Here is a 17,296-nt window from a genome sequence, read left to right on the forward strand (position 1 = left end):
CGAAAGAATGAGCAAGAAAAAATGGATTATTGGTGGAGCGGTAGTGATTGCTATTGTAGCTGCGACTTATTTGGGACGGACCTTGACAGGTGCTTCATCTAGCAAGACGAGCAGCTCTGCATCAGGCAGTGGTAAGGTCACGACTTTGAAAGTGGCACATACACAGAACTATGTTCCTTATGACTTTGTGGATGAAAAAGGTGAGTCAGATGGCTATGAGGTTGCTGTTCTCAAGGCCATTGATGAAAAGCTGCCAGACTATCAGTTTGAATATACTGGTACCAGTGATGAAGATCTCTTAGTCGGTCTGGAATCTGGAAAATATGACATCGGAACCAAGGGAGCATGGTACACCGAAGAGCGGGCGAAGAAGTTCATCATTCCAAAAAGCCCAATCGGCGCTAGTATTATAGGTTTCACTATCCGCAAGGAAGATGCTGAAAAATACAAAACTATTGATGACTTTGCCAAGGAAAAGGGCAAGCTGGTACCAATCTCTCCGCAGAATGCTCAATGGGCCGTTATCGAAGAGTATAACAAAAAGCATAGCAGTGCTCCTATTGATTTGACTGCAGCAGAGTCCTTCAAGGTTGCTGATGCTTATGCTTGGGTTCTGGAAGGGCGCTACGATGCTTTCTTTGACATCAAGCTGTCATTTGAAAAAGCTGTGACGGACAAGGAAGGCTCTTACCACCAGTATGCGGATCAACTGACTTGGTTCCCTTACAAGGGGATTCCGACCTATCCCCTGCTGCATAAAAACGAAAAAAATGAAAAATTTGCCAAGGCATATGAGAAGGCAATTAAGGAACTGGAAAAAGACGGAACCTTGGCTAAACTATCTGAAAAGTATTTCGGAGAAGATGTCTTCTCTTATGTGGACAAGGATTAGTTGCTGCTGTCTGCTAATTATGGAAAATCAAAAGGCTGACTGAGAAGCTGGCTGAATATAGAGTTGGTGGCTTCTAAGCTGACCTTGCTGCTGTTTGAAGGAATTTTCAAAGAGAGAGCAAGGCTGCTCCAAACTGAAAGTACCCGTTCAAGTGAAGCTTATTCTATTTAATCACTGTCGAAGGAGAAGAAACTTATGGTCTCGTATGACTTGTCCCGTGTCTTTGGCTTGCTGCCTAGTCTGCTGCTGGCTCTGCCGACCACTTTATGGATTATGTTTGTGACAGCTTTGATTGGCTCCTTGCTGGGTGGTCTGTTGGCTTGGGCTCAGATTGCCGAGGAACAGTCTTTTGCTGGTCTGGCTAGAGGATATATATTTATCCTTAGATGTACACCGCCTATCGTCTTGCTTTTCTTGGTTTTTTATGGCATTCCAGAGTTTTTAGAATGGTGGCTGGGGCTGGATATCAATAATTGGTCGCGGACTGTGTTTGTCATCATCACCATGATTCTGCTCTTTGCGGCCATGATTGCGGAAGTCTTCAAGGCAGCTTATCTTGCTGTTCCTAAGGGACAGACCGAGGCAGGTCTCAGTATTGGCTTGACACCGGTGCAGACTTTTCTGCGCATTATCCTGCCACAGGCTTTTCGCATCACCCTGCCCAATCTGACTACTGCCCTTCTTAATCTCATGCGGGATGCTGCGCTGGCTTATACGATTGGGGCAGTGGATGTCATGGGAGCAGGGCAAAATCTTATCAGTCGTAATCTGGGCAATTATTCCCTCGAAACCTATACAGCGGTGGCCTTGATTTACTGGGGGATTGCCCTAGTGGTTTCGCTGGCTTCCCAGCTTCTGGAAAAAAGTCTGACAGTCAAGGAGAGGTAAAGCATGGATTTGAATTATATTGTAAATACCTTTCTGGTTACTTTGAAAGGCATACCAGTAACCTTGATCATTATGGTGGTGGCTATTCTGCTCAGCTTTATTCCAGCTCTGCTTCTAGCTCTGGGGCAGATTTATAAAGTTCGAGGTGTGCGGACCTTTTCGGTGGTTTATCTGGCCTTTATTCGAGCAACGCCGCCCATTTTGCTCATTCTCTTTTTCTACAGTCTTTTTCCTAGCTTATTGAATCAAATATTCAAAAGTCTGGGCAGTCAGGTAGACGTCTTTAAGTTCAATCCGCTTTACTATGCTTTCATTATTTATAGCCTGATGACGACAGGTAGTTTGTCGGAAATCCTGCGCTCAGCCATTTTGACAGTGGATAAAGGGCAGTTGGAGGCGGCTCAAGCGATTGGTTTAACGAATTTTCAAGCCTATCGGAGAATTATTTTTCCTCAGGCTCTGCGCTCAGCCCTGCCCAATCTGGCCAATCTGGTTATCAATCTAGTCAAGGGAACTTCGTTGGTATTTGTCATGACAGTCAAGGATATCACAGCCTTGGCTAAGATAGAGGCCTCCCATTCTTACCAGTATTCAGAGTCTTACCTGGTGATTTTTGTTATTTATCTCATTATTTGTGGTTTGATTCAGTGGATGTTTAGGGGCTTGGAAAAGCGCTACGCTCTTGCTTAGGAAGGAAAGATTATGTTAGAAGTAAAACATATCTCCAAACGATTTGGAGAGCACCAGGTGCTGGCAGATGTCAGTCTCAAGGTCAATCAAGGTGACGTTGTGGTTATTCTGGGACCCTCGGGCTCTGGGAAAACAACATTTCTGCGCTGTCTGAATCACTTAGAAAAAGCGGATAGCGGCCAGCTGACTTTGTCTGGTAAGGACTATGATTTGGCTAAACTCAGCAAAAAGGAGATTTTGGAAATTCGTAGAAAGACGGCCTTTGTCTTCCAGCATTATAATCTCTTTGCCAATAAAACTGCCCTTGAAAATATCTTAGAGGGCTTAGTAATCGCTCGTAAGATACCGAGGGAAGAAGCGCTTGAGATTGCGGAAGAGTCCTTGAAACGCGTGGGCCTCTTGGCCTACAAGGACTATTATCCTTCGCAGCTATCAGGTGGTCAGCAGCAGCGGATTGGGATTGCGCGTGCCATTGCTGTCAAGCCAGATGTCATCCTGCTGGATGAACCAACTTCGGCTCTAGATCCGGAATTGGTCGGCGAAGTCCTTAGCGTCATGAAACAGCTGGCTCAGGAGGGGGTGACCATGGTCGTTGTGACCCACGAGATGAGCTTTGCCCGTGATGTGGCCAACCATGTCATCTTTATGGACGGAGGTCATATCGTCGAAGAAAATCCTCCTCAGGAATTCTTCTCTAGCCCGAAGGAAGAGCGGACCAAACAGTTTTTGTCGCGCATTTTGTCGGATGCCAGCTATAGTGTAGAGTATATGATTTAAAATCTGGATTGTGTCCAGATTTTTATTTTTGATAGATAGCTGTTATCCTTTGACTTGATAATGGAGGGACGAGTAGATAGTAAAAAACTAGACCGAGATATGCTTATCTTGGTCTAGTTTGTGTTTCAAGAAAGTTGCTTACCAGAGGATTTCGCACTGGCTGCCGACAGCGTTTTGGAAGGATTCAACTGGTGCCTGGTCGGTGATAATGCAATCCAGGCTAGAATAGTTGGAAAGTTTGAAATAATGACTGGTGTTAAACTTAGAGTGGTCGGCCAATAGAATTGCCTTGTCGCTATTAGCGATCATTTCGCGCTTGATATGTGCCTGATTGTGGTTGGCTTCGTAGGCGGCGTAGCGATCCAATCCGCGGCAGCTAAAGAAGAGTAAGTCTGCATGGAAATTGTTGATGAAGTTGGCAGCAAAATCGCCCAGCGCAGAATTGGTCCCGCAGCCAATATGTCCGCCTGATAAAAAGAGGGTGACATTTTCAAAGTTATTTAGCTGGCGGGCTGCTTCAATACCATTGGTTATGACACGTAGGTTCTGGAAAGGTGCCAAATGCGGAATGAGCATAGCTGCAGTCGTAGAGCTATCAATGAAGATAGATTGGTTATGAGTGATAAAAGTTGAGGCAATTTCAGCAATTTGCTGCTTGCTTTTTTCTTCTTCACGGGCGCGAGCAGAATACACATATTCTACGTTGTTGGCCGTAATCAGCATGACTTCACCATGAGAGCGGATGATTTTCCCCTCTTTTTCTAGCTCAATCAAGTCCCGTCGAAGCGTTGATGTAGAACAGTACAAAAGTTCTTCAAGTTGGGCGGTTGCAATAATCTTTCGCTTGCTGAGAATTTCTATAATTCGACTCATTCGTTCCAAAGAAACCATAGTGACCTCCACCGATGAACAAAGCTGAACATTTATGGTCACATTATAACACAATAAACGAAAAAAAATCAATATAGTAACCATTAGATTGAACGATTATGAACAGTTTTGGATATATTGTTATATAAAAGTTGGCTATTTATCAATTAAAGGTACAGGTGTTGAATGCGCTTATAAAAAATACTATGATGAATCCAGAAAGGAGTGAGATTATGGATCATCAAGAAGAAATAATCCGCGAACAAATATGTGATGTATGCCACAAGATGTGGCAACTAGGCTGGGTAGCCGCTAATGACGGCAATGTCTCAGTCCGTCTAGACCAAGATACCATTATTGCAACGCCAACAGGTATCAGTAAGAGCTTTATCACGCCTGAAAAACTCGTCAAGCTCAATCTAAAAGGGGAGATTATCGAGGCTCAGGACGGCTATCGTCCATCCAGTGAAATCAAGATGCACATTCGCTGCTATGAAGAACGGGAGGATGTGAATGCTGTTGTCCACGCGCATCCGCCAATTGCGACTGGCTTTGCACTGGCTCATATTCCGCTTGATACCTATTCCTTGATTGAGAGTGCCATTGTAGTAGGGGCAATTCCTATCACTCCCTTTGGCGTGCCATCTACCATGGAAGTGCCAGATGCCATCACCCCGTACTTACCAGAACATGATGTCATGTTACTTGAAAATCATGGTGCCTTGACTGTAGGAAGCGATGTGATTACAGCTTACTATAGGATGGAAACCTTGGAGCTGGTTGCTAAGACTACCTTCCATGGACGCATGTTGCTTTCCACTAAGGGAGTTGAGGAGGAAGAGATTTCTCGTCCAACCTTGGAACGCTTGTTTGCAATGCGGGCCAATTATAAAGTCACAGGCCGTCACCCTGGTTATCGTAAATATAATGGTGACGGAAGCATCAAAGAATAAGAAACATTGGAGGAAATGATTATGACTCAACATCCACGTATTGGAATTCGTCCAACCATTGACGGACGTCGCCAAGGTGTTCGGGAATCACTAGAAGTACAAACCATGAATATGGCTAAAAGTGTGGCTGACTTGATTAGCTCAACTTTGAAATATCCCGACGGTCAGCCTGTTGAATGTGTTATTTCGCCATCTACCATCGGTCGTGTCCCTGAGGCAGCCGCATCACATGAATTATTCAAAAAATCAAATGTCTGCGCGACTATCACAGTGACACCATGCTGGTGCTATGGTAGTGAAACCATGGATATGTCACCAGATATTCCGCATGCGATCTGGGGCTTCAATGGCACTGAACGGCCAGGAGCGGTTTATCTCGCTGCAGTACTGGCTTCACATGCACAAAAAGGTATTCCAGCTTTTGGTATTTATGGCAGAGATGTCCAGGAAGCTAGCGACACTGAAATTCCAGAAGATGTAAAAGAGAAAATTCTCCGTTATAGTCGGGCCGCTTTGGCAACAGGACTGATGCGTGACACAGCTTACTTGTCCATGGGCAGCGTCTCTATGGGAATCGGTGGCTCCATTGTCAATCCTGACTTCTTCCAAGAATACCTGGGTATGCGCAATGAATCAGTTGATATGACGGAGTTTACTCGTCGGATTGACCGAGGCATTTATGACCACGAAGAATTTGAACGGGCCATGGTTTGGGTCAAAGAGCACATCAAAGAGGGTGTGGATCGCAACCGTGAAGACTTGGTTCTTTCTCCAGAAGAAAAAGCAAAACAATGGGAATTTGTAGTCAAAATGTTCATGATTGGCCGAGATCTTATGCAAGGCAATTCTCGCTTGGCTGAGCTTGGCTTTGAGGAAGAAGCTGTTGGGCATCATGCCTTGGTTGCTGGCTTCCAAGGTCAGCGTCAATGGACCGACCACTTCCCGAACGGGGACTTCATGGAAACCTTCCTCAATACTCAGTTTGACTGGAACGGCATTCGTAAGCCATATGTCTTTGCGACAGAAAATGACTCGCTCAACGGTGTGTCTATGCTCTTTAACTATCTCTTGACAAATACACCGCAAATCTTCGCAGATGTCCGGACTTATTGGAGTCCAGAAGCGGTAGAACGTGTTACAGGGCATCAGTTAGAAGGTCAGGCAGCTGACGGCTTCCTGCACTTGATTAACTCTGGCTCTTGTACTCTGGATGGAACGGGGCAAGCCAGTCGAGACGGCAAGCCAGTCATCAAGCCATTCTGGGAATTGGAACAAAGCGAAGTAGATGCGATGCTTGAAAATACAGACTTCCCACCAGCCAATCGCGAATACTTCCGTGGGGGCGGTTTCTCTACTCGCTTCTTGACCAAGGGCGATATGCCTGTGACCATGGTACGTTTGAACATCCTTAAAGGTGTAGGTCCGGTCTTACAAATCGCTGAAGGTTATACTTTGGAATTGCCAGAGGAAGTGCATCATACCTTGGATAATCGAACAGATCCGGGCTGGCCAACCACTTGGTTTGCACCGCGTTTGACAGGAAAAGGCGCCTTCAAGTCTGTCTATGATGTTATGAACAACTGGGGAGCAAACCACGGTGCTATCACCTATGGCCATATCGGAGCGGATTTGATTACGTTGGCTTCCATGCTGCGTATCCCAGTCAATATGCACAATGTGCCAGAGGAAGACATCTTCCGTCCCAAGAACTGGTCACTGTTTGGCACAGAAGATTTGGAATCAGCCGACTACCGTGCTTGCCAATTATTAGGGCCAATTCATAAATAAAGATTTTGGGTGGGCGTGCCTCTTTCTGGGCACGCAGCCTACCCAATAGAAAGAGAGTAGCTTAGATGACCAAGACAATTATTCTAGCCTGTGTAGGTGGCTTAACAACCAGCATGTTGGTAGAGAGAATCAATGAAGTTATTCATCGTGACCAATTAGATTATTCCTTTTATTCCATTGGGATTACCGGCATGAATAACTTGAAGAATATTGATGTCTTATTGCTCAGCCCGCAATTAGCCTATTTAGAAGAAAAGGCTAAAGCAAGCCTGCAGGTGCCAGTCGCAGTCATTAGTGATGAAGATTTCGAGTTGATGAGAGGCGAAGAAGTGCTTCGTCAGGCTGAAGTATTGATGGACTAGGCCTATGGCAGGACAAGACAAAAGCTCAAGCCAAGAGCTGATGCGACTGATTGTCAAGAGTAGTAAAGTGACTGCGCAAGTCATGCAGAGTTTGGAGTTGGCTCAGTCAGGTCAGAAGGAGGAAGCAAATGCTGAGTTGGAACAAGCGAGAAAACTCAGCGTGGAGGCTCACAACTTACAGACCAGCCTTATCCAGTCTGAACTGAGTGGTCAAGCCAATCCTCCAAGTCTGCTGGCGGTCCATGCTCAGGACCATTTTATGAATAGCCATTTATTACTCGAATTGGCTGCCGTATTTCTCAATCAAATAGAAGAAATTGAAGATTTAAAAGCAAGAATTGCAAAACTGGAACAGGTAGGTGAGTAGCATGGATCATCCTGTCATATTAGAAATGAAGGGCATTGTTAAAAGTTTCGGTCCAGTCCGAGCCTTAAAAGGAGTCAATTTTGACTTGCGGGCTGGTGAAGTGCATGCTCTAATGGGTGAAAATGGGGCTGGTAAATCCACTTTGATGAAGGTCTTGACTGGTATCTATGGAGCAAATGAGGGTACCATTCATTACAATCAAGAAGAGGTGGTCTATTCCAAGCCCAAGGAAGCAATGGATGCTGGGATTGTTATCGTTCATCAAGAATTGAATATGATGAACCATCTAACAGTGGCTCAAAATATCTTTATTGGACGGGAAGAAGTTCAAGGCAGCTTCTTCATTAACGATGCATCCAGTATTAAGAAAGCAAAAGAACTCTTTAGTCTCTTAAAACTAGACATCAACCCAACTGAAAAAGTAGGAAATCTGACAGTTGGGAAACAACAAATGGTCGAAATTGCCAAGGCCCTCTCAATGGATGCCAAGGTGATTGTCTTTGACGAACCGACTGCAGCTCTGACTGAATCGGAAATCAATGAGCTCTTTGTCATCATTGACGACCTGCGTGCAAAAGGTGTCGGTATTATCTACATTTCTCACCGGATGGATGAGATTGCCCGAATCACAGACCGCGTGACTGTTATGCGGGACGGTGAGTATGTAGGCACGGTCAATACCAAAGATACCACCAAAGATGAAATCATCTCGATGATGGTTGGACGGACGATTTATGAAGATCCTAAGGCTGCGTCAACAGTAGCAGAAGATGCTCCTGTGGTGCTAGAGGTGAAAAACCTCTGTGCAGGAACGGCCGTTAAAGATGTGAGTTTCAAACTCCATAAGGGCGAAATTCTAGGTTTCTCAGGATTGATGGGAGCCGGTCGGACAGAAGTTGCCCGTTTGCTGTTTGGTGCAGACAAAAAAGAAAGCGGTTCCATTGTTATAAATGGGAAAGAAGTAAGCATCAATTCTCCCCAAGATGCCATTCGGGAAGGGATTGGTTACTTATCTGAAGACCGCAAGCGCTTTGGCTGTATCGTGGACATGACCATTGCCAACAATACGGTTATAACCAATCTTGATAAGTATATCAAGGCTGGCTTGATTGATGATGGTGCTATTGTCAAGGCAAGTGATCAGTTTGTTCAATCTTTACATACCAAGACACCGTCATCCAAACAGCTGGTCCGCAATCTTTCGGGAGGGAACCAGCAGAAAGTAGTCATTGCCAAATGGCTGGAACAAAATAGTGATATTTTAATCTTTGATGAGCCGACACGAGGAATTGATGTCGGTGCCAAAAGTGAAATATACACACTGATGAATGATCTGGTTGCGCAAGGCAAATCCATTATCATGATTTCGTCAGAACTGACGGAAATCTTACGGATGAGCGATCGAATCGTAGTCATGTGTGAAGGTAGAAAAACGGGTGAGCTGGATATTAGCCAAGCAACACAAGAGAGAATCTTGGCGCTAGCGACTGACCGTTAAAAGTGAAAACAGAGGTGTTTACGTATGGAAGAGAAACAATCCTTATGGATGAAATTAGAAAAAACAGTTGGTTTACAAAAGCTGATTGCCTTGATTGCCTTGGTGGTAATCTTTGCCTTCTTTGCCATCTCCAGCGAATCATTTCGTTCGTTTGATACGGTAGTCAGTATCTTAGATGCGTCATATTACATTGGTTTCCTTGCCATTGGGGTCACATTTGTCATCATTACAGGTGGTATTGATCTCTCTATTGGTACGGTGATGATGTGCTCGGCTATTATCGGGGGCGTCCTTCATACCAAGATGGGCTGGCCGCTCTGGCTGTCTTTGCTGGCCATTCTAGTCATTGGAGGATTATTCGGCCTGCTGAATGGAATCATGGTCGCAAAATTCGGTTTGCCGCCTTTTATCGCGACACTGGGTACGATGATGATTTCCCGCGGTTTAAGCTCTATTGTCTCAAATGTGCAAAGTGTGACCTTCCCTCTTCGTGGAACAGGTGAAGGTTGGTACAAAGATTTATTCCGAACTCAGGATAATTTCCCGACAGGCTTGATCGTGCTGGTGATTGTGGCTGTCCTTGCTGCAGTAGTATTGAACAAGACAAAAATTGGCCGCTATATCTTCGCGATTGGATCCAATAAAGAAGCCACTCGTCTGTCTGGGGTCAATGTCGTCAAATGGGAAGGCATGGCCTATGTCATAGGTGGTCTGTCAGCAGGGCTTGCTGCCGTTGCTTATGCAGCCACCTATTCTACGATTCTGCCAGGTACTGGTAACGGTATGGAGCTTGATGCAATTGCCGGTGTCGTAGTAGGGGGAACTTCTCTAGCTGGTGGTGTCGGATCTGTTATTGGTACCATTATCGGGGTCTTCATCATGTCAGTCCTGAAAATTGGTTTGCCTTATATCGACCTACAGCCCCACTATCAACTCTTTATTACTGGTTTTGTTGTTATCATCGCTGTTTACTTTGATATTTTCATTCGCAAGAATAAGAAGAAATAAGTACAGCCCTCGCTATCATATAAATGAGTGTATAAAACATAATAGGAGCTTTTATCATGAGAAAATCATTTAAATTTGCTACTGCGGCACTTCTTGCTGCTGCTGCGATTGGACTAGTTGCTTGTTCTTCTAAGAAAGACAACAATAAAGCTACAGACAGCAAGGGTGGAGACTATCGGGTAGAAGTAATTGCCAAAGGTTTCCAACATGACTTCTGGAAAGCCGTTAATAAGGGTGCTGAACAAGCGGCAGATGAATTTGGCGCTAAGATTACTTTTGTCGGCCCTCAAAATGAAACCGCTATCGCAGAACAATTGGAACAGTTAAATAATGCCATTAACAAAAATCCAGATGCGATTGCCCTAGCAGCGCTTGACACCGAATCAGAGCTAGACGCTATTAAACAAGCTCAAGCGAAGAATATTCCGCTGATTGGTTTTGACTCAGGGGTTCCAGGTGCACCAGACGGAGCAATCAAAGCAACCGCCTCTACAGACAACCATGCAGCCGGTGCCAATGCAGCAGAACACTTGTTCCCATTGTTAGAAAAGAAATTGGGTGACAAACCGGTTCGTATCGGGGTAGTTTCCCAAGAAGCAAACTCACTCTCTATCACACAACGGACTTCCGGTTTCATTGACAAGATGGTTGAGTTGCTAGAAAAGAAAGGCATCAAAACGGCTGTTGTTGGTCATGATAAATTCAAAAATAATGTCTCTGAATCAGATGCCAAAGCTATCATTGAAGTTCGTGTACCAGCTCAAGTAGACGATGCAGCAGGTAAGACAGAAGCTTCCACTGTACTTGAAAAATCAGATACAGTCGCTATTTACGGTTCAAATGAATTTGCAGCTAAAGCTATTATCAACGCAAATGGCAGTTTCAAGGAATCTAAGCTCGGTGCAGACAAGATTTTGGCTGTCGGTTTTGACTCAGGTGCCTTGCAGCAAGATGCAATTCGCAACGGTCTCTTTGTAGGATCTGTTACGCAAGATCCGATTCAAATCGGCTATCAATCTGTAAAATTAGCTATTGAAGCGGCTCAAGGAAAAGAAGTTAAAGATGTAGACACAGGATCAAAATGGTATGATGCCAAGAACATCGACTCTGATGAAATCAAACCATTGCTTTACCAATAATCAAAATCGTTTGTAAAGATTGGTGTATTGGAGGAGATGAGAATGACATTGATGAAATTACTGGCCATTGACCTAGGTGCTAGTTCAGGTCGTGTCATGCAAGCAATTTACAATGGCCATAGTATCCAGCTATCAGAAGTTCATCGGTTCAAAAACGAGCCGATGAACGTGAATGACGGTCTTTATTGGAATATCCTGCATCTGTTTGGAGAAATCAAAATTGGGATTAAGAAAGCTTCAGCAGATGGGATTCCTATTCGATCCATATCCGTTGATACATGGGGAGTGGACTATGCCTACCTAGACCAAAACGGAGATCTGCTCTACCAGCCGCATTGTTATCGTGACAATCGTATGGGCCAATACGAAGAAACTTTTTACAAGAAAATCAGCAAAGAGGCGCTTTTTGAGGAGACAGGCGTACAACCTGCCTGCATTAACACTGTCCTGCAAATATTCGCTGATTTACAGGAAAAGCCCCATTTGGCAAGAGTTGCAGAGCGCGTGCTCTTCATGCCGGATTTGATTAACTATCTTTTGTCAGGTGTTTTATCCAGCGAGTACACTATTGCCAGCAGCAGCGGTTTGCTCAATATCAATTCTCAGACATGGTCTGACAGCGTTTTTGAGACGCTGGAGATTCCTAAAAAGTGGTTTGGTGAGGTGATACAGGGAGGAAGAGTCCTGAGAAGCCTGTCGCCACGGATTACACAAGAGCTGAAAATTGAGCCTTTTGATGTCATTGCTGGGGCTGGTCATGATACAGCGGCAGCTGTTCTGGCTATTCCTTATGCAAGTGAGCAGCCAACAGCCTTTATCTCTTGCGGCACTTGGTCTCTGGTCGGCCTAGAATCTCAGAATCCTGTGACCAGTCAGGCAGCTTTAGCGGCCAATCTGACCAATGAAGGCTGCTTTGACGGACACTATCGGATTTTGAAGAATACGACAGGGCTCTGGATTGTCCAGGAACTGCAGCGGGACTGGCGCTTGCAAGGAGAGGACATCAGCTTTGCTGAAATGGTGAATCTGGCAAGAAACGTTACGAATAATCGCTCCTGGATCAATCCCAATGATGCTATTTTTGCAGCTCCAGGAGACATGGAGGCTAAGGTCAAGGAGCGTTGCCATATGACCAACCAGCCTGTCCCGCAAAGTAAAGGAGAGGTTGTCCGAGTGGTCTTGGAAAGTCTCGCTTTTGCCTACCGTCAAACCGTGGAGCAAATTGAGAGCTTGACCGGTCAGAAAATCGAGCAGATTCACATGGTCGGCGGCGGTATCCAAAACGAACTACTCTGCCAGCTGACAGCTGATGTAAGCCAGAAGCCAGTCCTAACAGGACCGATTGAAGCCAGCGCTTTGGGAAATATCTTGGCACAGCTTTTGACCTTGGGTGAGATTCAAGATCGCCAGGCTGCCCAAAAGCTCGTCAAGGATTCAGAAAAGACCAAGCAATACCAAGCTCAAGAAGGCTCAGATTTGGCTCAGTCCTATCAAGAATTTCAAGCAAGTATGAAAGTAGGAAGTTAGATGTTAAAGCATATTCCAACTATTTTAAGTCCAGAATTGGTCAAGTATCTGATGGAGATGGGGCACGGAGATGAAGTAGTCATTGCCGATGCAAACTTCCCTGCCCATCGGATTGGTCAGCGGGTTGTTCGCTGTGACGGCCACGGAGTTCCAGCGCTGCTGGATGCTATCTTGACTGTCCTGCCCTTGGATACCTATAGCGACTACCAAGCAGGCCTTATGCAGGTAGTGCCGGGAGATCCGACCGTACCAGTCATCTGGGATGACTACAAGGCTTTATTAGAAAAGCATCAATATGGTACAGCCATCAAAGAATTTGAACGCTTTGCTTTCTATGAGCAGGCGGAAAAAGCTTATTTGGTCATCCAAACGGGCGAAGGAGCTCTGTACGGCAACATCATTTTGAAAAAAGGTGTCATTACCAGCTAATGAAAAAACAGGTAAGAGGTGGACAAGGCTGCTTCTAAAAAGGAGTGTCCTTGTTCCTCATCTTTATCTGGAGCTTTCTTTGCTTTTTTTATCAAATAACTTGTTAAAAAAATCACAAAAATCTTGCAAAAAGCAGATTTTTGCAGTATCATTATATTAACAATATAAATCAAAAGGAGAAAATATATGTCTACATTTTACGTACCCGCTGTTAATCTTATTGGCAAGGGTGTTGTCAAGGAAGTTGGGCCTTATGTTAAGGAGCTGGGGTATAGCAAGGCCTTGCTGGTGACGGATAAGTTTATCGAAGGCAGTGATATCCTGCCCCAAATCCTAGCACCACTAGATGCGGAAGGCATCCAGTATGTGGTCTTCAGCGATGTTGAGCCAAATCCAACTTGTAAGAACGTCATGGATGGTGTAGCTGCTCTCAAGGAACACAACTGTGACTTCATCATCAGTGTTGGCGGAGGTTCACCGCAAGATGCGGCTAGCTGTATTTCAGTTATTGCGACAAATGGTGGCAAACCACAAGACTATGAAGGCTTGCACAAGTCTGCTAAGAAAGGTCTGCCGGTGGTGGCTATCAATACTACAGCGGGAACTTCAGCTGAAATTACCATTAACTATGTCATCACAGATGAAGAACGCAAGGTTAAGATGGTTATGGTGGACAAGAATAGCTTGGCTCTGATCTCAGTCAATGACCCTGAACTCATGGTATCCAAACCAGCTGCCCTCACAGCAGCAACAGGGATGGATGCTTTGACTCACGCGGTCGAAGCTCTCGTCACACCAGGAGCCTACGGCGTTACCAAGAAATTATCTATCGGAGCTATTGAACTTATCAAGGAATACCTTCCTCGTGCGGTTGCAAATGGCCATGATATTGAAGCGCGTGAAGGCATGGTGAATGCCATCTTCCTTGGCGGTATGTCCTTTAACAATGCCGGTCTAGGTTATGTTCACTCTATGGCTCACCAGCTTGGGGCAGTTTACAAACTTCCGCACGGTGTCTGCTGTGCCATGCTCCTGCCAATTGTAGAGCGTGAAAATGCTAAACGGGTACCAGAAGCTTTCCGCAATGTAGCCAAAGCTCTTGGTCTGCAAATCGAAGGCAAGACAGACGAAGAATGTGCAGCTTATGCTATTTCTGAAATCGAAAAACTGTCTGAAACGGTTGGTATTCCGAAGAAACTTACTGAACTTGGTATCGAAGAAAAAGACTTTGACTTTGAATACCTATCTAAAAACGCTTTGATTGATGCTTGTGCGCCAGGCAATCCATTCATGCCAACTCTAGAAGAAACGATTGCTTTATATAAAGAACTCTTCTAAGAACGAAAAAATTCTGTTGAAACAAACAAAGCTCTGCATGACTCTAGCTTGCAGGGCTTGTTTTATAGGAATGAAAAGAGCCTAAACCAAAATTTTGATTACATTTGTAAATTTATTTTAAAAAATTATGTAAAATCTATTGACAAATAAATTCTGTCATGATAAAATTACAACTGTAAACAAAAAAGTTTACGTAAATTTAATCAGAAGATATGAATACAGCCGGAAGGCAATTATTTTTGGGAGGATTAAAAGTTATGTAAAATTATCTTCGTATGAAAGAGATTTGATTCACTTATAAAAGTAGAGACTGACTCAGTCTTGATTTTTGAAAAGAGAATAAGTTATGTAAAATAATAGATTGGAGAAGATCTCCCAAGTCAAAATTTATAGTGGATAAGGAAGAGATTTCTTATCTGAAACTTTGGTACAATCAAAAATTATGTAAAGCAAAATATGAAAAAAGCGAGGTAATGCTATGAACAACAACTACAACAATTTTAACAATATGGACGACCTTTTCAACCAACTCATGGGGCGCATGGGTGGCTACAACAGCGAACATCGGCGCTACTTGATTAATGGTAGAGAGGTCACACCGGAAGAGTTTGCTCAGTACCGTGCTACTGGCAAGCTCCCTGGTCAAGGAACAGGTGAGCAGACTGGACAAGCTGCTGCTCATGGACCTAAGCAGGATGGTATCCTGGCTAAGCTGGGTCGTAATCTGACCCAAGAAGCGCGTGATGGTAAGTTAGATCCAGTCATTGGACGCAATAAGGAAATCCAAGAAACTGCTGAAATCCTTTCTCGTCGGACCAAGAATAATCCTGTATTGGTCGGAGATGCCGGAGTTGGTAAGACAGCTGTCGTAGAAGGATTGGCTCAGGCTATCGTCAATGGTGATGTGCCAGCGGCTATCAAGAATAAGGAAATCATTTCTGTTGATATTTCTGGTCTGGAAGCTGGTACCCAGTATCGTGGTAGCTTTGAAGAAAACATCCAAAACTTGGTCAATGAAGTCAAGGAAGCCGGCAACATTATCCTCTTCTTTGATGAAATCCATCAAATCCTAGGAGCAGGATCTATCGGTGGAGATAGTGGCTCTAAGGGCATGGCGGATATTCTCAAACCAGCACTTTCTCGTGGGGAGTTGACCGTCATCGGGGCTACCACTCAGGATGAGTATCGTAACACCATTCTCAAAAATGCAGCTCTGGCTCGCCGTTTCAATGAAGTCAAGGTCAATGCACCGTCTGCCGAAGATACCTATCAGATCCTTCGAGGCATTCGAGACCTGTATGAAAAGCACCACAATGTCATCCTGCCGGATGAAGTGCTGAAAGCGGCTGTGGATTACTCTGTTCAGTATATTCCACAACGAAGCCTGCCAGACAAGGCGATTGACCTGGTCGACGTGACTGCTGCCCACTTGGCAGCCCAGCATCCAGTGACTGATGTTCATGCGGTTGAAAATGAGATTGCTGAACAGAAAGACAAACAGGAAGCGGCTGTTGAGAAAGAAGATTATGAAGCAGCTCTGAATGCTAAGACTCGCATTGAAGAGCTAGAAAAGAAGATCCAAAATCACACTGAGGATATGAAGGTGACAGCTACAGTCAATGACGTAGCAGAGTCTGTTGAACGGATGACGGGTGTGCCAGTATCTCAGATGGGTGCCAGCGACATTGAGCGCCTCAAGGGCATGAATGACCGTCTCAAAGCCAAGGTGATTGGTCAAGACAAGGCTGTAGAAGCTGTGGCTAGGGCTATCCGCCGTAACCGTGCAGGCTTTGATGAAGGCAACCGTCCGATTGGCAGCTTCCTCTTCGTTGGTCCGACAGGTGTCGGCAAGACTGAGCTGGCTAAGCAACTAGCTTTGGATATGTTCGGTACCAAGGAAGCCATCATCCGTCTGGATATGTCAGAATACTCTGACCGGACTGCTGTTTCCAAGCTGATTGGTACGACTGCAGGCTATGTCGGCTATGATGACAACAACAACACCTTGACCGAGCGTGTGCGCCGCAATCCTTACTCTATCATTCTCTTGGATGAGATTGAAAAGGCGGATCCACAAGTGATTACCCTTCTCCTTCAAGTCCTGGATGACGGTCGTTTGACAGATGGTCAAGGGAATACAGTCAACTTCAAGAATACGGTTATCATTGCGACTTCCAATGCTGGCTTTGGCTACGAAGCAGGCTTGGAAGAGGATGCTGAAAAGCCTGATCTGATGGATCGACTCAAAGCTTATTTCCGTCCAGAATTCCTCAATCGTTTCAATGCGGTTATTGAGTTCTCTCATCTCAAGAAAGAAGACCTGATGGAGATTGTGAATCTCATGCTGATTGAAGTAAATCAAACCTTGAGCAAGAAAGAAATTGATTTGGCTGTATCTGATGCAGCTAAGGAATTCCTACGCGACGCTGGTTATGACCAAGTCATGGGTGTTCGTCCACTCCGCCGTGTCATTGAGCAGCAAATTCGTGACAAGGTGACTGACTTCCACTTGGATAATCTAGATGCTAAGCACTTGACAGCCGCTTTAGAAGATGGTGTCTTAGTTATTCGGGAAAAGGGTGCTGCTGCATCTGAAGAAGACAAGCAAGCAGAATAAAGCTTACTAAGTCAACTAACTTTTCAAAGACCTCCTTCTTAGATGAAGGCAGGTCTTTTTTGCTGAGTATGAATTTCAAATAACTCTCCTTTCTGGAAATAAATTAGCGTTTATTCCAAAATCTCAACTAAATTCTCCTTGATATTGCCGAAG

The 17,296-nt window shown here is 44.8% G+C and carries 16 protein-coding genes; 15 read left to right on the plus strand and 1 reads right to left on the minus strand.

What is annotated here, in order from left to right:
• Positions 1–7 precede the first annotated feature (7 nt).
• The 4 genes from DQM55_RS01485 (at position 8) to DQM55_RS01500 (ending at position 3,247) form a co-directional block, all read left to right on the plus strand.
• On the plus strand, positions 8–892 hold the full coding sequence (locus tag DQM55_RS01485) for a transporter substrate-binding domain-containing protein (RefSeq protein WP_111675250.1): 885 nt from the start codon (positions 8–10) through the stop codon (positions 890–892).
• 195 nt (positions 893–1,087) lie between these two features.
• A complete protein-coding gene (locus tag DQM55_RS01490) occupies positions 1,088–1,780 on the plus strand; it encodes an amino acid ABC transporter permease (RefSeq protein WP_111675251.1) in 693 nt (230 codons plus the stop codon).
• A gap of 3 nt (positions 1,781–1,783) precedes the next feature.
• Positions 1,784–2,470 carry an amino acid ABC transporter permease gene (locus DQM55_RS01495; protein WP_111675252.1) on the plus strand — a complete coding sequence of 229 codons (687 nt, stop codon included), beginning with the start codon at positions 1,784–1,786 and terminating at the stop codon, positions 2,468–2,470.
• Between the two features lie 12 nt (positions 2,471–2,482).
• Positions 2,483–3,247 carry an amino acid ABC transporter ATP-binding protein gene (locus DQM55_RS01500; protein ID WP_111675253.1) on the plus strand — a complete coding sequence of 255 codons (765 nt, stop codon included), beginning with the start codon at positions 2,483–2,485 and terminating at the stop codon, positions 3,245–3,247.
• A gap of 138 nt (positions 3,248–3,385) precedes the next feature.
• Here DQM55_RS01500 and DQM55_RS01505 read toward each other — a convergent pair whose 3' ends face one another.
• On the minus strand, positions 3,386–4,138 hold the full coding sequence (locus tag DQM55_RS01505) for a DeoR/GlpR family DNA-binding transcription regulator (protein WP_111675254.1): 753 nt from the start codon (positions 4,136–4,138) through the stop codon (positions 3,386–3,388).
• Positions 4,139–4,323: 185 nt separating this feature from the next.
• On the opposite strand from DQM55_RS01505, the gene DQM55_RS01510 reads away from it, so the two are divergent.
• From DQM55_RS01510 to DQM55_RS01560, 11 genes are all read left to right on the plus strand, one after another.
• Entirely contained in the window at positions 4,324–5,070 is a 747-nt protein-coding gene (locus tag DQM55_RS01510) for a class II aldolase/adducin family protein (RefSeq protein WP_002927999.1), read from the plus strand.
• A gap of 21 nt (positions 5,071–5,091) precedes the next feature.
• Positions 5,092–6,858 (plus strand): L-fucose isomerase, encoded by a 1,767-nt coding sequence (locus DQM55_RS01515; protein ID WP_111675255.1) that lies wholly within the window; start codon positions 5,092–5,094, stop codon positions 6,856–6,858.
• 65 nt (positions 6,859–6,923) lie between these two features.
• Positions 6,924–7,220, plus strand: a complete 297-nt coding sequence (locus DQM55_RS01520; RefSeq protein WP_002916544.1) for a PTS sugar transporter subunit IIB — start codon at positions 6,924–6,926, stop codon at positions 7,218–7,220.
• Positions 7,221–7,224: 4 nt separating this feature from the next.
• On the plus strand, positions 7,225–7,587 hold the full coding sequence (locus DQM55_RS01525; RefSeq protein WP_111675256.1) for a PTS lactose/cellobiose transporter subunit IIA: 363 nt from the start codon (positions 7,225–7,227) through the stop codon (positions 7,585–7,587).
• Position 7,588: 1 nt separating this feature from the next.
• Positions 7,589–9,085, plus strand: coding sequence for a sugar ABC transporter ATP-binding protein (locus DQM55_RS01530; protein WP_002927994.1), 1,497 nt, complete (start codon positions 7,589–7,591; stop codon positions 9,083–9,085).
• A gap of 48 nt (positions 9,086–9,133) precedes the next feature.
• Positions 9,134–10,093: an ABC transporter permease gene (locus DQM55_RS01535; RefSeq protein ID WP_231909443.1), complete on the plus strand. Its 960-nt coding sequence runs from the start codon at positions 9,134–9,136 to the stop codon at positions 10,091–10,093.
• A gap of 56 nt (positions 10,094–10,149) precedes the next feature.
• Positions 10,150–11,232 (plus strand): ABC transporter substrate-binding protein, encoded by a 1,083-nt coding sequence (locus DQM55_RS01540; RefSeq protein ID WP_111675258.1) that lies wholly within the window; start codon positions 10,150–10,152, stop codon positions 11,230–11,232.
• 42 nt (positions 11,233–11,274) lie between these two features.
• Positions 11,275–12,759, plus strand: a complete 1,485-nt coding sequence (locus tag DQM55_RS01545) for a rhamnulokinase (RefSeq protein ID WP_111675259.1) — start codon at positions 11,275–11,277, stop codon at positions 12,757–12,759.
• Positions 12,760–13,188 (plus strand): RbsD/FucU family protein, encoded by a 429-nt coding sequence (locus tag DQM55_RS01550; protein ID WP_111675260.1) that lies wholly within the window; start codon positions 12,760–12,762, stop codon positions 13,186–13,188.
• Between the two features lie 186 nt (positions 13,189–13,374).
• Positions 13,375–14,526 (plus strand): iron-containing alcohol dehydrogenase, encoded by a 1,152-nt coding sequence (locus DQM55_RS01555; RefSeq protein WP_111675261.1) that lies wholly within the window; start codon positions 13,375–13,377, stop codon positions 14,524–14,526.
• Positions 14,527–15,004: 478 nt separating this feature from the next.
• The gene (locus tag DQM55_RS01560; RefSeq protein ID WP_111675262.1) at positions 15,005–17,143 is read left to right on the plus strand and encodes an ATP-dependent Clp protease ATP-binding subunit; all 2,139 of its coding nucleotides are present in this window, start codon (positions 15,005–15,007) and stop codon (positions 17,141–17,143) included.
• The last annotated feature ends 153 nt before the right edge of the window (positions 17,144–17,296 follow it).

This window comes from Streptococcus sanguinis (assembly GCF_900475275.1).
In the GTDB taxonomy this organism is placed as follows: domain Bacteria; phylum Bacillota; class Bacilli; order Lactobacillales; family Streptococcaceae; genus Streptococcus; species Streptococcus sanguinis_N.